The sequence below is a fragment of the Variovorax sp. V118 genome, from assembly GCF_041154445.1.
In the GTDB taxonomy this organism is placed as follows: Bacteria; Pseudomonadota; Gammaproteobacteria; order Burkholderiales; family Burkholderiaceae_C; genus Variovorax; species Variovorax boronicumulans.
This window is the reverse complement of sequence record NZ_AP028663.1, coordinates 64,961-79,448: the sequence shown is the minus strand read 5'-3', so window position 1 is coordinate 79,448 and position 14,488 is coordinate 64,961. Positions and strand designations below refer to the sequence as shown.

Genomic DNA, 14,488 nt, shown 5'->3' with positions numbered 1-14,488 from the left:
TGTGTCGTCCATGGCGAAGGCCATGGGTGGTGGCGCCCAGTTTAGGGGCGCCGTTTCACGCGCACGTGACCGCCGGCCGCTACGCCAGGAACTGCGTGACCTGCGCGAGCACGGCCTGCTCTTTCAGGATGCGGCGATGGCCCCAGCCCTGAGTGGGAAAGAGCCGCGCGCCGGCGATCGCATCGCGAAAGGCCTCGGCATCGGCGAAGCGGTTCACGCGGTCGTCGCGGTCATGCACGATGAGTGTCGGCTGCGCGATGCGCGGGCCCACGGCGGCGGGCTCGAGCTGCTGCATCAGGATGCCCTCGCGCGCCTCGATCAGGCGCTGCATGCCAGCCCGCGTGCGCTCGCTGAGGCCGAACACCTGCGCGAAGTAGCGCGTGTACTCGCGCGGCGAGGCGGGCGGCGCCAGCAGCACCAGCCGCTGCGCCGGCAGCCCGCGCCCCGCCGCATAGGCCAGCGCATTGGCCCCCAGCGAATGCGCGACCGCCGCGCGCAGCACATGCCCGTCGGCGCCGAGCCGCGCCGCCACGTAGTCGATGGCGCGCGCGAACTGCGGCAGGTTGCTGGCCGTGCCCGCGCTGCGGCCGTGGGCCGGCATCTCCAGCAGCACGGGCCGCAGGCCTTGCGCTGCGACGGCCTGCGCCAGCGGCAGCATCTGGCCCGCGTGGCCGCCCCAGCCGTGCACCAGCAGCACGACCGGTGCCGACTCGGCGCCCGAGTCCTGCGCGGCGAGGTGGTAGATGCCGAGGTTGGCGTCTTCGAAGGACCAAGCCTCGCGGCGCCAGTCGGCACCGGGCTGCTGGCCCCGGTACAGCCATTTGGGCGGCAGCGGCGTGCCGAACACGCGGTAGGCCGCGCGCACGCCGAGGGCAGGCCACAGGCGCTGCGACGCGCCGAGGCCGAAGCGCATCGCGCGCATCAACGGGCTGGCGCTGTAGTAGCCCACGGGGGCGGTGGTGTGGGTGGTGGTGGTCATGAGGAAGGCTTTCGTTCGGGGGGCTCAGTACCAGACCCAGTCCTGGTTGCTGCGCGGCAGGCTGCGCAGCGTGTCCTGCACGCCGCGCACACCGAGGAGCACCGCATAGGCGGCGAGAAAGAGGGCAATGATCAGCATGGTGCTTCTCCTTTTTTATCGCACGGTGGTGCGAAATTAAGGCAAACGAAGAGGCGGTGGCCGTCGTCTGCGGGTGCGCCTCAGGCGCGGTAGCTGGAAAGAAGGCGCTGCCAGGTCTGGCCCGCGCGCTCAGCCGCATGCCCGTCGCGCAGGAAGCGCGCGTCGTGCAGCTGATTCATCATGATCCCGTTGATCTCGCTCACGAGCTGGGCCGGATCGGTGTCGGCCTGGAGCTCGCCGGTCTCGACCGCCTGCAGCACCGTACGGCGCAGCGCGGCACGCCAGCGCGTGATCTCGTCGAAGAGCAGGTCGCGCAGTTCGCCTTCGCGGTCGTCGAACTCGAAGGCACCGGCCACGTAGAGGCAGCCGTTCTGCGCTTCGACGTCGCGCGTGCGGGCGATCCAGCGCGCGACGATGTCGTTGAGGCGGGGCAGGCCCTTGGGCTTCTGCATCGCGGGCACGAACACCTCGGCCAGGAAGCCGCGGCCGTACTCCTCGATGACGGCCTTCTGCAGCGCCTCGCGCGAGCCCACGCGCGAGAACACGCCGCTCTTGGACAGCCCCAGCCGGCTCGCCACGGCCTGCAGCGAGATGGCTTCCAGCCCCTCGGCCAGCGCGAGGTGCATCGCCGCGCCGACGATGGCGGCACGGGTGAGTTCGCTTTTCTGGGTCTTGGCGTCCATGCGACGGACTTTAGCACAGTCGTGCGAAATATCAATCTCCCCACGCAGAAAGCTTCATAGATGTTTTGCTCATGTGAAACCAACAAACGCATCGTTCCCCGCATAAGCGCTTGTGCCGAGAATCGCCGGTCGGCCCCGACCCGGGGTCCGGACCTCTTTTCACCTCCTGCGCGCCCGATGAACTTTCAACAACTGCGCTCGGTACGCGAGGCCGTTCGTTGCGGCTTCAACCTGACCGAGGTCGCCCACACCCTTCACACCTCGCAGCCCGGCGTGAGCCGGCAGATCCGCGAACTCGAGGAAGAGCTCGGCATCGAGCTCTTCGTGCGGGCCGGCAAGCGGCTCACGGGCCTCACCGAGCCCGGCGGCCACGTGCTGCCGATCATCGAACGCATGCTGATGGAGAGCAGCAACCTCAAGCACGCGGGCCAGGAGTTCGTGGCGCAGCAAAGCGGCCTGCTCTCGGTGGCGGCCACGCACTCGCAGGCGCGCTATGCGATGCCGGTGGCGGTGCAGGAATTCCGTGCACAGTTCCCGAACGTGAAACTGCACCTGCACCAGGGCTCGCCCAAGCAGATCGCGCAGATGCTGCTCGACGGCGAGGCCGACGTGGGCATCGCCACCGAGGCGCTGGGCGACTACCCGCAGCTGGTCGCCCTGCCCTGCTACCGCTGGACGCACTCGGTGATCGTGCCGCCAGGGCATCCGCTGCTCGACGCGCCGCTCACGCTGGAGGCGCTCACGCAGCACCCGCTGATCACCTACGACACGGGCTTCACTGGCCGCTCGCGCATCGACGAGGCCTTCGAGCAGCGCGGCCTGCAGCCCAACATCGTGCTGGCCGCGATGGACGCCGACGTCATCAAGACCTATGTGCAGCTGGGCCTTGGCGTGGGCATCGTGGCCGGCGTGGCCTACGAGGCCGAGCGCGACACGCAGCTGCGCGCGCTCGATGCGGGGCGGCTGTTCGGCATCAACCTCACGAAGCTCGCGGTGCGGCGCGGCACCTACCTGCGCAAATATGTCTACGCGTTCATCGAGTCGTTTGCGCCGACGTTGACGCGCGCGATTGTCGAGAAGGCCTTGGGCGACGAGGTCAAGGTGTCTCACTACGAGATTTAGCTCAAGCGCAACGAAATCGACACTTCCGGCTCCAGGGTTGAAAAGAATGCGCGCAGCTTCACACAAGCGGCGTACATTCGGGTTAATTCCTTGGCTTCCGGAACGGATCAGCAATGGCATCGACTTCGCAGCAGCAGCAGCAACTACAGGCCACCCGGGCCGCCCAAAAGGCGGCCGATGCAGCGGAGAAGCGCGAACGCCTGAAACGTGCCCTGCCCGCCACGGTCGAGCTGCTGCAAAGCCGCCAGGCCGATCGCATCGACGATCGCGACATCGACGCCTACGTCGATCTCAACTGGCTCGAATGGCATGGCGGCGGTTTGCGCCTCACCATCACCGGGCGCAACGTGTGCGCCCAATCGGCCGCCACCGCGGTGGCCTGACAAGCCCCTCTCCCAGTTCCCCAAAGAAAAACCGCCACAGTCTCCTGTGGCGGTTTTTGCATGTGCGCGGTGCGAGCGCAGTGCGAAGGCTTACTGACCCGCGATGATCTGCGCGATGAGGCCGGTGGCAATGGCCGCGAGCACGTAGTCGCCACCCACGCCCACCCACTGGTAGCCGCGCGGCGGCTGCTGCAGGCGGTAGGCGCGCCAGTCGTTCACCACGTAGTTGCGGCCCCGGTACTCGGCCGGCACGCGGCCGCCTCGGCGCCACTCGGTGTGCGGCTGCGGGAAGCCCCGGCGGTCGAACTGGCGGCCGTCGCGGAAGTCTTGGTCGCCGCGGTAGCCGGCGTGAGGGCCGCGATGCCCGCGATGGTCGTCGCGCTGGTCATAACGACCGCCGCCAGGACGGTGGTCATCGCGCTGCTCGTAGCGGCCGCCGCCCGGGCGGTGGTCGTCGCCCCGGCGATCTTGCGCCAGCACGCTGCCTGCTGCCAGGGACATTGCGAGCGCCGCAACGGCGGCAGTGGTGAAGCGCTTGGTACGGAAGATCATCTGGAACTCCTTTGGTGTGTCTGTGATGACGCCTCCATTCTGTGCAGCGCGTGTGTCTGCTTCGGGTGCGTCAGGTCACCGTCAGATGAAATCCGGTAAGCGCAGGTATCCGCGCGGCGTGTTGTCCTGCACGCGCGTGACGGACTTCACGCGCGCCCGCGGCCGCGCTGCGCAAGGCGCACCTGGGCGCCAGGTAAGGGGCTGCGCCCTACCCGCTCACCGTGCTGTTCGCCGCGTCGGCGCGCACGCGGCCTTGCGCCTCCAGCGCGTCCACCGGCGGCAGGTCGAGTTCGATCCACGCGCCGTGCGCACGTGCGAGGTCGAAGGTGCCGGTCGATTGCGGCCGGTTGGTGTGCAGCACCAGCGCATAGGGGCCCTCGCCGCGCACCGCGAGGCGCTGTGCGAGCGCGTCGCCGCCCAGCTCCGCCGCCGGAGCACGGTCGCGCGGCGACGACAGCACGAGCACGCTGCTGCCCAGCGCGATCACGGCCACGCGCACCTGGCTGGCAGGCACGGCCACGGGTTCGCCGATGTGCGTGCTCGTGTCGTCGGAGACCGTGCCCAGCAAGGCGCGGTAGCGCGCCAGCGTGGCGTCGAGGTCGCGCACGGCGATGGCCAGGCTGGCCACGCCGAGCACGCCGTTGGGATGCACGCGCGCGGCGCCCTCGGGCACGCGCAGGGCGCGCCGCGTGAGGTCGCCGCACAGGAATGGCAGGTCGGCCGACGGGGCGCGCGCGGTCTGCCAGCGCAGGTGTTCGCCGTCGGGGCGCACGCGCCCGCCGTCGAGCGGGCCTTCGAGCACGAGGCCGCGCGCCTTCGCATCGGCCACGGTGACGGCGGTGTCGCGCGGCAGCAAGGCGAAATCGACGATGCCTTCGCCGTGCCGCTGCAGCAGCTGCCACCAGCGCTCGGCGGGCGCCGGTTCGCGCCACGCGATGAGTTCGAAGTAGCTGCCGTCGCTGAAGACGACGAGCGCGTTGTGCGTGCTGCGGCCCGGATGGTCGCCGCCGCGCAGCACGTGGAAGCCGAGCGCGGCGTAGTCGGCAATGGCGCGTTCGAGGTCGTGCACGGCGATCACGACGTGGTCGAGGGTCAGGGGCATGGTGAAGGTCTTCCTCGCAGGAAAAGGAGCGTCGTCGTCAGGAGGCGGTGCGGGCAGCGCCCTCGCCGCCCAGGTAGGCGTCGCGGATGCGCGCGTCGGCCAGCAGCGCGCGCGCCGGGCCCGAGAGCACGATGCGGCCCGTCTGCAGCACGTAGCCGTGGTGCGCGATCTGCAGCGCGAGGCTGGCGTTCTGCTCGACCATGAAGACCGAGACGCCCTGCGCGTTGATGCGCGCGATGAGCTCGAGCACCTTGTCGACGTACAGCGGCGACAGGCCCATGGTGGGTTCGTCCATGCACAGCAGCTGCGGCCGGCCCATGAGCGCTCGCGCCATGGCCACCATCTGCTGCTCGCCGCCCGAAAGCGTGCCGGCCAGGAAGCCCAGGCGCTGCGCCACGCGCGGGAACAGCTCGAGCATGCGTTCCAGGTCGTCGGCCACGCCCGCGCGGTCGCGGCGCGCATAGGCGCCCATGAGCAGGTTCTCGCGCACGGTCATCGCGGGGAACAGGCGGCGCGCCTCGGGCACCGAGCCGATGCCCTTGCGGATGATCTGCGGCGTGCTCAGGCCGAGCGTCGACTCGCCGTTGAACGTGACTTCGCCCGAGCGCGGCTTGAGCAGGCCGAGCACGATCTTCATCGTGGTCGACTTGCCGCTCGCATTGCCGCCGAGCAGGCTGACGATCTGGCCCTTGCGCACTTCAATGTCGAGATCGAAGTGCGCCTGCACGGGGCCGTAGAAGCTGTTGACTTTCTTGAGCTGCAGCAGGGGCGCAACAGCACTCGCTGGCGCCTGCGTGACGGCGCGTTCAGGCAGGTCGTCGTTTCTCCCCTCTCCCCAGAGAGAGGAAGGCGACAGGCCGGTGCGCGCGACGGTGGCGATCATGCGGGCACCGCTTCTTCCTGCGTTTCGCCGACCTGGCGATGGCCGAGGTAGGCCTCGATCACCGCGGGGTCGTTGCGCACGTCGTCGGGCAGGCCTTCGGCGATCTTGCGGCCATCGTCGAGCACGGCCACGCGGTCGGACAGCTGCATCACGAGGTCGAGCTTGTGCTCGATCAGCAGGATGGTCTGGCCGCGCGCCTTGAGGCCGCGAATGATCTCCAGCATCTCGGCCGTCTCGCTCTCGTTCATGCCGGCCGTGGGTTCGTCGAGCAGCAGCAGGCGCGGTCGCAACGCGAGGGCGCGCGCGATCTCCACGCGGCGGCGGTTGGCGTACGAGAGGCTGTAGGCCGGATGGTCGGTGCGCGGCGTGAGGCGTTCGCCGAAGAGCGCGATGATCTCGCGCGCCTCGTCGCGCAGCGCTTCTTCCTCGCGTCGCACGGCACTCGGTTGCACCAGCGCAAGCGCCAGCTCGGCCAGCGCACCGAGGCCCGGCACGCCGCCCACGCGCGGTTTCACGGCGCGCAGCCGCGTGTGCGCGCCGACCAGCACGTTGTCGAGCACCGAGAGGTTCGCGAACACGCGCCCGTGCTGGAAGGTGCGCGCCAGGCCGCGCTGTGCGAGCTCTTGCGCGGGCAGGCCGGTGATGTCGTGACCGTCGAAGCGCACCTGCCCGGCGTCGGGCTTGTCGAGGCCGGTGACGAGGTTGAACAGCGTGGTCTTGCCGGCACCGTTCGGGCCGATCACGCTCAGCAGTTCGCCCTCGCCCACCTGCAGGTCGACGGCGTTGACGGCCGTGAGCCCGCCGAAGCGGCGCACGAGGCCGCGGACCTCAAGCAGCGATGGCATCGGCGACCTTCGCCTTCGAATTCACGAGCTTCACATCGGCGCGGATCGTCTGCGGGTTGCGCAGCAGATTGAGGATGGGGCAGTTGCGCTCCACCGCTTCGAACAGCGCGTCGATCTCCTCGCGGCTGGCGGGCGAATCGATGTGCACGGTGTAGCCGATCTCGTGCGGCCAGATCGGCGTCTGCTCGTGGCCCGGCTTGCCGCCGCGCGGATCGATGACACCGGTCACCTCGACCTCGAGGCTTTCGAGCGGCACCTGGCGTTCGGCCGCCTGGATCAGGAAGATGTGCGTCACGCAGGTGCCGAGCACGCCCAGCTGCAGCTCGGGCGAACTCGGGCCGAGGTTGTAGCCCGCGAAATCGGGCGGGCTGTCGCTGATGACCTGGTGCTCGCGGATGCGCAGCCGGCGCACGCCGCTGCGGCCTTCGGCGCGCACGCTGGCCTTGAGCTGCGAGGGCTGTGCGGTGCCGGCCGCGACGGCGGCGTTGCGGGCCAGCACGGCGGTGCGTTTCTCGGCGAGGTAGTCGTTGAGGTGGCTCATGGTGTTTGGTGGTTCTTTCAGACGGTGCCGAGCAGGCCTTGGGGACGGAAACGAATCAGGAGCAGGAGCGCAACGCCGTAGATCAACATGCGGTACTCGGCCGTCACGCGGAACAGCTCCGGCAGGCTCACGAGCGCGACCGCACCCAGCAGCGCGCCGCTGATGTTCCCGAGCCCGCCGAGGATCACCATCGTGAGCGCAAGGATCGAGATCTGCGAGCCGAAGGTCTCGTGGTTGATGTACGAGTACATGTGCGCGGTGAAAGCCCCGCTCACGCCGGCCGCGAAGCCGCCGAAGCCGAAGGCCAGCGCCTTGTAGCGGTCGGGGCTCACGCCGTAGGCGCGCGCGGCCACCTCGTCTTCGCGCACGGCGCGGAAGGTGCGGCCCAGGTGCGAGCGCAAGAGGCGCCACTGCAGCAGGGCCAGCAGCACCAGCGCACCGAACGAGGCCCAATAGATCGCTTCGTTCGACGACGCATCGCGGCCGAACAGCGAGAGCGGCGGAATGCCCGAGACGCCGATCGGCCCGCGCGTGAGGCTTTCCCAGTTGAGGATGGTGAGCGCCACGATCTCGCCGATGCCCAGCGTGGCGATCGACACGTAGTGCCCGCGCAGCCAGAAGGCCGGGAAGATCAGCGCCGTGCCGATCAGCGAGGTGAGCACGCCCGCGACCACGATGCCCGTGCCCACGGGCAAGTGCAGGTCGAGCACCAGCAGCGAGGAGGCGTACGCGCCGATGGCCAGCAGCCCCGCGTGGCCCAGCGAGATCTGGCCGATGGTGCCGGCCACCAGCGTGAGGCTCAACGCGAGCGCACCGTAGAGCCACGCGTTGGTGAGCGTCTGCAGCACGTAAGGCGACGGATCGAACAGCGGCAACAGCACGGCCGCGGCGAACAGCGCGAGCAACACGCGCGGCGGCACGCGCCACGGCTTGCTCGGTGCGATGAAGGTGCCGGTGAGCGGCTCGGGTGGCAGCACACGCTTGCGGCCGAACAAGCCATTGGGCTTCCACACCAGGATGACCAGCAGCAACGCAAAGGCAAAGAGGTTGCGGTACGGCGTGCCGAGAATCGCCACGCCGTAGCTTTCGATGAGCCCCAGCAGCAGGCTGCCGACGATGGCGCCTGGCACGTTGCCCACGCCGCCGACCACCGTGGCCACCACGCCCTTGAGCGTGGCCTGGAAGCTCATCGCCGGGCTGATGTTGTTGTAGTACATGCCCACCAGCAGGCCCGAGAGCCCGCCCAGTGCGGCGGCGATGGCGAACACGGTCTGGTTCACGCGGTTCACGTCCACGCCCATCTGCTGTGCGGCGTCGCGGTCCTGCGCGGTGGCGCGCACGGCCCAGCCCAGCTTCGTGAAACGCAGGAAGCCGAACAGCACGGCCGCGCTGGTGATGCCGATGCCTGCGATCAGCAGGTCGAGCGCGCCGATGGTGCCGGTGCCGATCTGCAGGCGCCAGTCGGGCAGCTGCGTGGGCAGCGCGCGCGGGTCGGGACTGAACACCAGTTGCACGAGGATGTCGAGCACGAAGCTGATGCCGATGGTGGCCAGCAGTGGCGCGATGCGCGCGGCGCCCTGCAGTGGCCGCAGCCCCACGCGCTCGATGAGCATGCCGAGCGCGCCCGAGCCGATCACCACCAGCGCGATGGTGATGGGTAGCGGCGTGTGCAGATACGTGATGCTGGCCCAGCCGATGTACGCGCCCACGGTGTAGACCGAGCCGTGCGCGAAGTTGATGAGGTGCGAGACGCCGAAGATCAGCGCGAGCCCGACCGCCAGCAACGCATAGATGTTGCCGATGATCAGGCCGTTGACCGTGTGGTCGAAGAAGGAGGTGAAGCTCATCTACTTGGCCGATGCCAGCGCCGCCGCCTTCTCGTCGATCTGCGCCCACTTGCCGTCCTTCACCACCAGGTTGACGCTCTTCACGCCGATCACGCGGCGCGTCTGCGCATCGAAGGTGGCCTTGCCGAAGATGACGCTGGGCACGTCCTTGATCTTGTAGAACGCATCGCGCACGGCCTTGCGGTCGGCCTTGGGGCCCGCTTCGCGCAGCGCGGCGGCGGCGTACACCACGGCGTCGTAGGCATAGGCGTTGAAGGCGTCGGGCTCCTTGCTGTACTTCGCGCGGAAGCTCTTCACGAAGGCCTGCACTTCGGTGCGCGGCTCCTCGGGGAAGAAGGCGGTGTTGGTGTGGATGCCGTTCACGGCCGCGCCGCCGAGCTCGATGAACTTGGGCGAGTAGACCGAGCCCACGGCGGCGATGGGCTGCTTCAGGCCCACGCTGCGCACCTGGCCCGCGATGAGCGCGCCGTCGGGGTAGTACGAGATGAGCACCACACCGTCGGGGTTGGCGTCGCGCACGCGCACCAGGGTCGAACGGAAATCTTTCTCGTCGGGCTGGTAGCCCTCGGCAATGGCGAGCTGCGCGCCGCGCTCCTGCGCGGCCTTCACGAGCACGTCCTTGCTGGTGCGACCCCAGTCGGTGTTCAGGAACAGCACGGCGATGCGCTTGAAGCCCAGCGTCTTCACGGCCAGGTCGGCCAGCAGCGGCTGCGCGTCGGCCTGGCTGATCGAGGGGCTCCAGATGTAGTCGCCGCCCTTGGTGAAGTCGGGGTGCGAGTTGGTGAAGCCCAGCTGTACGAGGCCCGCGCGCTGGTAGATGGGCGAGGCGGCCATCGAGGCGGGGCTGGAGAAGTCGCCCAGTTCGATGAGCACGCGCTTGTCGTTCACGAGTTTTTGCGCAATGGCGACGGACTGGCGCGGGTCGCTCTGGCTGTCCTCGAAGTTGTAGGCCAGCGGCCGGCCGTGGATGCCGCCCTGCGCGTTGATGTGCTCGAGCGCAAGGTCGAAGCCGGCCTTCCACTGCGCGCCGTACTGCGCGTTCTGTCCGGTGAGCGGACCGCTCACGCCGAACCACACGGGCTCGCCGCTGGCGGGTGCGGCCCAGGCCGCGAGCGGCGCGGTGAGCAAGGCGGCGGACAGTGCGACCGCATGGCGCAGGAAACGATGGCGGGTGAACAGCGGCGGCAGCATGGCGTCGGACCTCGGTGGCAGTGAAGGGATGAACGAATCGGCGTGGAGGCCGCGATTCTTCGCCGCTGTCCCGGTGCCGGGAAGGAACGAAAACGGAGAGGCTTATGCGCTTTCCGAGCAAGCGAAGGGGCAAGCGCCAACGGCCGCGCGGCCTCGTTTAAGCTGCGCGCCACATGAAGCGACGCCACCTCCTCCAGATGCTCGCCGGCGTGCCGGCCTCCGCCCTGCTGCTCTCCGCATGCGGCAAACGAAAGGCCTCAGCCAACGCGTTGAAGCCCGATGCCCGCGTGCTGGCGCTGGGCGACAGCCTGACCTTCGGCTACGGTGCGTCGCCCGAGACGGCATGGCCCGCGAAGCTGGGCGAGCTCACGGGCTGGCAGGTCGAGAACGCGGGGGTCAACGGCGACACCTCGGCGGGTGCGCTGGAGCGCCTGCCCGCGCTGCTGTCCGCCAACAGCTACGACGCGATCCTGATCGGCATCGGCGGCAACGACATGCTGCGCGGCGTGTCGCCTGCCAGCACGCGCGAGAACCTCGCGGCACTCATCGAGCAGGCGCGCGCGCACACGTCGCACGTGGCGGTGCTGGCCACGCCGGCGCCCGATGCGATGCGCGCGGTGGTCGGCTCGCTCAGCGACGCGCCGTTCTACGAAGAGGTCGTGGGGAAGTCGGGCCAGGCACTGCTGGTCGCGGGTGTGTATTCGAGCGTTCTGTCGGATGCAGCCCTGCGCTCGGACCGCATCCACGCGAACGCGAAGGGCTACGCCCAGGTGGCGCAGCAGCTGGCCGAGCAGCTCAAGGCTGCGGGCTGGCGCTGAGGCCTGCGGTGCGGTCGTCGGCGCGCATCGGTGCGCGTGCGGTGGCATCGCGCACCGGCAGGCTCTCGAGCACGCCGAACAGCAGTTCCATCGCGGTGAAGCCGAGGATGATCAGGCTGGCGCCCTGCGTCACGGCGTAGACCTGCCAGGTCGCGAACAGGAAGCGCGCCACGGCGTCGTAGCGCCCATAGCGCAGGCGCGGATCGCGGATGCGCAGCACGGCCCAGACGGTGACCACCGAGCCGAGCAGGTTGGCCATCAGCATGTGGACCGGGTCGAAGGCCGGAAAGCTACCGGGCAGCTGCAGCGTCTGGATGGTCCACAGCAACAAGTTGTGCACGGCCGCAAAGGTCCACGGGGTGGCGAAGCCGATGGTCACCACGAGGTCGTACCAGGCGCTGGCGCGGACGATGCGTTGGTAGGTGGGAAGCGCGATCATGAAGAAGAGCCCTGCGGGAGTGAAGAAGCCCCGGAAGCTAAAGCCTCGGGTCCGCTCCAGGGTCAAGCACATTCTTCGGCGAAGGAACCACGACCATGCAGATCGGCCAGCTGGCTTCGGCGACGGGCTTGAGCCGCGACACGCTGCGCTTCTACGAAGAGCGCGGCCTGATCCGCGCGCAGCGTGGCAGCAACGGGTACCGGGTCTATGCGAAGGAAACCGTGCAGATGGTGGGCTACATCCGCACCGCGCAGAAGCTCGGCTTCAGCCTCCACGAGATCGGCGACAACCTGCCCGCGGTGTGGGAGTCGGCCGCGCCCGACCAGGCGATTGCGGCGCTGCTGGCCGACAAGGTCGCGGTCATCGACCAGAAGATCGCCGAGCTGAACGCGCTGCGGCAAGACCTGCTGGAACGCGTGCCCGCAGGCTGCCCGATGGCTCAGGCAGCCTGCGCGCGCAACAGGTCGACGTAGGCGCCCTGCACCAGTTGGCTTTCGGCTTGCTCAGCGCAGCGTGCCTCCAGTCGTTCAGGCACCACGCTGTGAAGCAAAGAGAATCTTGATGGCGTCCAGGAAATGAGACATCTCGGGCTCCTTCGTGTTGAGGCTTCGTCCGCCATCGTCTTCGAGTCTGACCGTTGAGTTGCCCGATTCCAATTGGTCCACCAGCCACTCCAGAAAGGCCGCAACAGAACTCGCGACGACGAACTTCTCGTCTTCGTCTCGCCCGAAGTTGATGACTTGCCCGATCGTTCCACGTGGTCCCGGGTCCAGATCAACTCCGAGGTAGTTGCCACCGTGGTCGTACGCGAACGGAATCCAGTACGCGTTCGCGTAGATCTCCTTGACGGTGCCCGCCGATGCCGACTTCGAGAACATGCTTGCTCCCTCCATGACCTCAGGCGAGGTCTCGTCGGCGATCTTCTTCCAGTCGATCCAGTGGCCCTTCGCCTGCACCATCGACAGGAACGACAAGCCATAGAACGGCCCGGTGTTGGCAGTCCCTGCCTGCCCGTCGTGTGCCTTGTACAAGTCTTTCAGCGACGCGGGAAAGCTCCTGCCGACTTCGCGCTCGAACTCAGCGATGGCCGCCTCTGTGCATCCTGGTGCCAGATCTGCGTGCACCTCCTGAAGATTGATCTCGAGCCATTTCTCGAGACGCTCCATCGCAGTTGCTCCCGCCTTGGAAGGCGCGGCCTGCGCGCGCAACAGGTCGACGTAGGCGCCCTGCACCAGCTGGTCTTCAGCGACGCCGAGCCGGGCCATGAGCGCATGGGCTTCGGCCACGCCGGCGTCGGCGGGCTCGCCGTCTTGCAGCACCACTTCGAGTTCGAGGAATTCACCGAGGCCTTCGACGCGGTCGAGGTGCACGCGCGTGCGGCCCACGAGGAACAGGCGGCGCTGCTTGCGCACGCGGCCGGCCTGGCCCCAGGCGAGCGTGAGCGATTCGCGCAACGCGTCGGGCGTGGTAACGGGCGTGATCAGGTAGAACGATTCCTTCGGGCCGGTGCTGTCGGCGCGGCGGTAGAAGATGAGTTCGCCGCGGTCGGGCGCGAAGGTGCGCAGCTTGAGGCGGTCGGCGCTGTGCTCGCAGCGAAAGAAGGTGTCGTCTTGCGCGATCTCGATGGGGCCCTGGTCGGCGAGCGTTGCGGCGATTTCTGCGATGCGGTCCACGCTGTCGATGCGGGCCTTGATCTCTATGTTTCTTGCCATGTCTGTGGGCTTTCCTTTCGGTGGGTTCGGGGCGCGTGCACAGGCCACCGGGTACTTCCCTCCGCGAATGTCCCCCGGGCTTCGCCCTCCTCCTTGATTTCGCTGCGGGAAGCACCCAGTGTCCTGCGCACGGGAAGCGGCGCGGGTGTGCGGCCGATCAGCGACCGCACTGCCCAGCGCTCACGCCGATGCGGTGCCTTGCGCAGCGAAATCAAGGAGGAGGCCGCAGGCCGGGGGACATTCGCGGAGCAAGGTACCGCGTCGGCGGGAGCGTTGCCCTGAGCGAACAACAGCAAAGACTCAGGGCGCGTTGCCCTGCGGCCCCACAGGCGGCGGCGCCGCGCGCCCACTCGAGCCCGGTGCCAGCTTGCGTCCGAAGGACTCGCCCACGTTGCGCACGGGCCGGCTGGCTTTTTCCGACACGTTGCTCACACCGCGCCGCGTGGCGGCATCGGCACGGTTGACGCCGCGGCCGGCGGCGTTGGTGCCGCGTTGCACGCTGCCCACGACCTTGCCGCTGCGCGAGGGCGACTTGATCGTGTGGGCGCGTTCGGCCTGGGGCGGGTTGTCGGCGCTCTGCGCCTGCGCGGTGACGGGCAGCCAGAGCGCAGCGGCGATGGCGGCGAGCGATGCGGTGGTGATGTGAAGCTTCTTCATGGCGTCGTCCCCTGGGAGTGGTCTTCGGATTCGGCGGCGGCCGCGCGGGCCATGCGCTCGCTCTTCCAGTACACGTCGTCGCCGCCGTTCATGCGGTTGAGCACGCGCGCGAGCACGAAGAGCAGGTCGCTGAGCCGGTTGAGGTACTGGCGCGGCGCATCGTTGAGTTCGGTGGTGGCGCCCAGCGACACCACGGCGCGCTCGGCACGCCGCGCCACGGTGCGGCACACGTGTGCGAGCGAGGCGGCGCGCGTGCCGGCGGGCAGGATGAATTCGGCCAGGCGCGGCAAGGCGGCGTTGTGGTCGGCCAGCGCGTTGTCGATCTGCAGCAGCGCTTCGGGCTTGAGCAGCGTGAAACCGGGCATCGAGAGTTCGCCGCCGAGGTTGAAGAGCTGGTGCTGCACGTCGACCAGCAACTCGCGCACGGGCTCTGGCAGCGGTTCGCACAGCAGCACGCCGATGTGCGAGTTGAGTTCGTCCACGTCGCCCATCGCGTGCACGCGCAGGTGGTCCTTGGGCACGCGGGTGTTGTCGCCCAGGCCGGTGGTGCCATCGTCGCCGGTGCGGGTGGCGATCTGGGAAAGTCGGTTGCCCAT

17 protein-coding genes and 1 pseudogene are annotated in these 14,488 nt (G+C 68.7%); 4 read left to right on the top strand and 14 right to left on the bottom strand.

The genetic code is table 11. The annotated features are described in order from the left end of the window. Positions 1-79: 79 nt before the first annotated feature. Both ACAM52_RS00370 and ACAM52_RS00365 read right to left on the bottom strand, forming a co-directional pair. Positions 80-979 carry an alpha/beta fold hydrolase gene (locus ACAM52_RS00370; protein WP_095948451.1) on the bottom strand — a complete coding sequence of 300 codons (900 nt, stop codon included), beginning with the start codon at positions 977-979 and terminating at the stop codon, positions 80-82. A 218-nt stretch (positions 980-1,197) separates the two neighbouring features. Beyond that, positions 1,198-1,800, bottom strand: coding sequence for a TetR/AcrR family transcriptional regulator (locus ACAM52_RS00365; protein WP_062473724.1), 603 nt, complete (start codon positions 1,798-1,800; stop codon positions 1,198-1,200). A 177-nt stretch (positions 1,801-1,977) separates the two neighbouring features. Between ACAM52_RS00365 and ACAM52_RS00360 the strand changes: the two genes are divergently transcribed. Then, positions 1,978-2,922 carry a CysB family HTH-type transcriptional regulator gene (locus ACAM52_RS00360; protein ID WP_062473726.1) on the top strand — a complete coding sequence of 315 codons (945 nt, stop codon included), beginning with the start codon at positions 1,978-1,980 and terminating at the stop codon, positions 2,920-2,922. Between the two features lie 113 nt (positions 2,923-3,035). After that, complete coding sequence (locus ACAM52_RS00355; protein ID WP_070061423.1) at positions 3,036-3,305, top strand: hypothetical protein; 270 nt, start codon at positions 3,036-3,038, stop codon at positions 3,303-3,305. 90 nt (positions 3,306-3,395) lie between these two features. Here the strand turns inward: ACAM52_RS00355 and ACAM52_RS00350 are convergent, their stop codons facing one another. The 7 genes from ACAM52_RS00350 to ACAM52_RS00320 all read right to left on the bottom strand — a co-directional run bounded on the left by ACAM52_RS00350 (position 3,396) and on the right by ACAM52_RS00320 (position 10,266). Beyond that, on the bottom strand, positions 3,396-3,857 hold the full coding sequence (locus ACAM52_RS00350) for an RcnB family protein (RefSeq protein WP_369645763.1): 462 nt from the start codon (positions 3,855-3,857) through the stop codon (positions 3,396-3,398). A gap of 208 nt (positions 3,858-4,065) precedes the next feature. Next, a complete protein-coding gene (locus ACAM52_RS00345) occupies positions 4,066-4,959 on the bottom strand; it encodes a VOC family protein (protein ID WP_369645762.1) in 894 nt (297 codons plus the stop codon). A 37-nt stretch (positions 4,960-4,996) separates the two neighbouring features. Beyond that, positions 4,997-5,842: an ABC transporter ATP-binding protein gene (locus ACAM52_RS00340; protein WP_369645761.1), complete on the bottom strand. Its 846-nt coding sequence runs from the start codon at positions 5,840-5,842 to the stop codon at positions 4,997-4,999. Continuing rightward, on the bottom strand, positions 5,839-6,687 hold the full coding sequence (locus tag ACAM52_RS00335; protein WP_369645760.1) for an ABC transporter ATP-binding protein: 849 nt from the start codon (positions 6,685-6,687) through the stop codon (positions 5,839-5,841). Before ACAM52_RS00335 ends, ACAM52_RS00340 begins: the two co-directional genes overlap by 4 nt. Then, the gene (locus ACAM52_RS00330) at positions 6,671-7,228 is read right to left on the bottom strand and encodes an OsmC family protein (protein ID WP_369645759.1); all 558 of its coding nucleotides are present in this window, start codon (positions 7,226-7,228) and stop codon (positions 6,671-6,673) included. The genes ACAM52_RS00335 and ACAM52_RS00330 overlap by 17 nt, the downstream gene beginning before the upstream one ends. Positions 7,229-7,245: 17 nt before the next feature. Beyond that, positions 7,246-9,075, bottom strand: a complete 1,830-nt coding sequence (locus ACAM52_RS00325; RefSeq protein WP_369645758.1) for an ABC transporter permease — start codon at positions 9,073-9,075, stop codon at positions 7,246-7,248. Further along, the gene (locus ACAM52_RS00320) at positions 9,076-10,266 is read right to left on the bottom strand and encodes an ABC transporter substrate-binding protein (RefSeq protein WP_307582521.1); all 1,191 of its coding nucleotides are present in this window, start codon (positions 10,264-10,266) and stop codon (positions 9,076-9,078) included. A gap of 173 nt (positions 10,267-10,439) precedes the next feature. On the opposite strand from ACAM52_RS00320, the gene ACAM52_RS00315 reads away from it, so the two are divergent. Then, complete coding sequence (locus ACAM52_RS00315; RefSeq protein WP_369645757.1) at positions 10,440-11,084, top strand: GDSL-type esterase/lipase family protein; 645 nt, start codon at positions 10,440-10,442, stop codon at positions 11,082-11,084. Here ACAM52_RS00315 and ACAM52_RS00310 read toward each other — a convergent pair. Then, a complete protein-coding gene (locus ACAM52_RS00310) occupies positions 11,062-11,523 on the bottom strand; it encodes a hypothetical protein (RefSeq protein WP_369645756.1) in 462 nt (153 codons plus the stop codon). The two genes, ACAM52_RS00315 and ACAM52_RS00310, sit on opposite strands and share 23 nt — an antisense overlap. Positions 11,524-11,618: 95 nt before the next feature. On the opposite strand from ACAM52_RS00310, the gene ACAM52_RS00305 reads away from it, so the two are divergent. After that, entirely contained in the window at positions 11,619-11,996 is a 378-nt protein-coding gene (locus tag ACAM52_RS00305; protein ID WP_369645755.1) for a MerR family transcriptional regulator, read from the top strand. Between the two features lie 54 nt (positions 11,997-12,050). Here the strand turns inward: ACAM52_RS00305 and ACAM52_RS00300 are convergent, their stop codons facing one another. The 4 genes and pseudogenes from ACAM52_RS00300 to ACAM52_RS00285 form a co-directional block, all read right to left on the bottom strand. Continuing rightward, on the bottom strand, positions 12,051-12,689 hold the full coding sequence (locus tag ACAM52_RS00300; protein ID WP_369647817.1) for an SMI1/KNR4 family protein: 639 nt from the start codon (positions 12,687-12,689) through the stop codon (positions 12,051-12,053). Positions 12,690-12,722: 33 nt separating this feature from the next. Beyond that, positions 12,723-13,235: pseudogene (locus tag ACAM52_RS00295) on the bottom strand (class IV adenylate cyclase); the annotation flags it as partial. A gap of 300 nt (positions 13,236-13,535) precedes the next feature. Then, positions 13,536-13,892, bottom strand: a complete 357-nt coding sequence (locus ACAM52_RS00290) for a hypothetical protein (RefSeq protein ID WP_307582518.1) — start codon at positions 13,890-13,892, stop codon at positions 13,536-13,538. Beyond that, the gene (locus ACAM52_RS00285; RefSeq protein ID WP_062473752.1) at positions 13,889-14,488 is read right to left on the bottom strand and encodes a cob(I)yrinic acid a,c-diamide adenosyltransferase; all 600 of its coding nucleotides are present in this window, start codon (positions 14,486-14,488) and stop codon (positions 13,889-13,891) included. The genes ACAM52_RS00290 and ACAM52_RS00285 overlap by 4 nt, the downstream gene beginning before the upstream one ends.

Coding starts and splice junctions, on each gene's coding strand:
- ACAM52_RS00285 (WP_062473752.1), bottom strand. CDS start 14,488: ATGGGCAACCGACTTTCCCAGATCGCCACCCGCACCGGCGACGATGGC.
- ACAM52_RS00355 (WP_070061423.1), top strand. CDS start 3,036: ATGGCATCGACTTCGCAGCAGCAGCAGCAACTACAGGCCACCCGGGCC.
- ACAM52_RS00340 (WP_369645761.1), bottom strand. CDS start 5,842: ATGATCGCCACCGTCGCGCGCACCGGCCTGTCGCCTTCCTCTCTCTGG.
- ACAM52_RS00370 (WP_095948451.1), bottom strand. CDS start 979: ATGACCACCACCACCCACACCACCGCCCCCGTGGGCTACTACAGCGCC.
- ACAM52_RS00335 (WP_369645760.1), bottom strand. CDS start 6,687: ATGCCATCGCTGCTTGAGGTCCGCGGCCTCGTGCGCCGCTTCGGCGGG.
- ACAM52_RS00300 (WP_369647817.1), bottom strand. CDS start 12,689: ATGGAGCGTCTCGAGAAATGGCTCGAGATCAATCTTCAGGAGGTGCAC.
- ACAM52_RS00325 (WP_369645758.1), bottom strand. CDS start 9,075: ATGAGCTTCACCTCCTTCTTCGACCACACGGTCAACGGCCTGATCATC.
- ACAM52_RS00330 (WP_369645759.1), bottom strand. CDS start 7,228: ATGAGCCACCTCAACGACTACCTCGCCGAGAAACGCACCGCCGTGCTG.
- ACAM52_RS00345 (WP_369645762.1), bottom strand. CDS start 4,959: ATGCCCCTGACCCTCGACCACGTCGTGATCGCCGTGCACGACCTCGAA.
- ACAM52_RS00290 (WP_307582518.1), bottom strand. CDS start 13,892: ATGAAGAAGCTTCACATCACCACCGCATCGCTCGCCGCCATCGCCGCT.
- ACAM52_RS00365 (WP_062473724.1), bottom strand. CDS start 1,800: ATGGACGCCAAGACCCAGAAAAGCGAACTCACCCGTGCCGCCATCGTC.
- ACAM52_RS00350 (WP_369645763.1), bottom strand. CDS start 3,857: ATGATCTTCCGTACCAAGCGCTTCACCACTGCCGCCGTTGCGGCGCTC.
- ACAM52_RS00305 (WP_369645755.1), top strand. CDS start 11,619: ATGCAGATCGGCCAGCTGGCTTCGGCGACGGGCTTGAGCCGCGACACG.
- ACAM52_RS00315 (WP_369645757.1), top strand. CDS start 10,440: ATGAAGCGACGCCACCTCCTCCAGATGCTCGCCGGCGTGCCGGCCTCC.
- ACAM52_RS00320 (WP_307582521.1), bottom strand. CDS start 10,266: ATGCTGCCGCCGCTGTTCACCCGCCATCGTTTCCTGCGCCATGCGGTC.
- ACAM52_RS00310 (WP_369645756.1), bottom strand. CDS start 11,523: ATGATCGCGCTTCCCACCTACCAACGCATCGTCCGCGCCAGCGCCTGG.
- ACAM52_RS00360 (WP_062473726.1), top strand. CDS start 1,978: ATGAACTTTCAACAACTGCGCTCGGTACGCGAGGCCGTTCGTTGCGGC.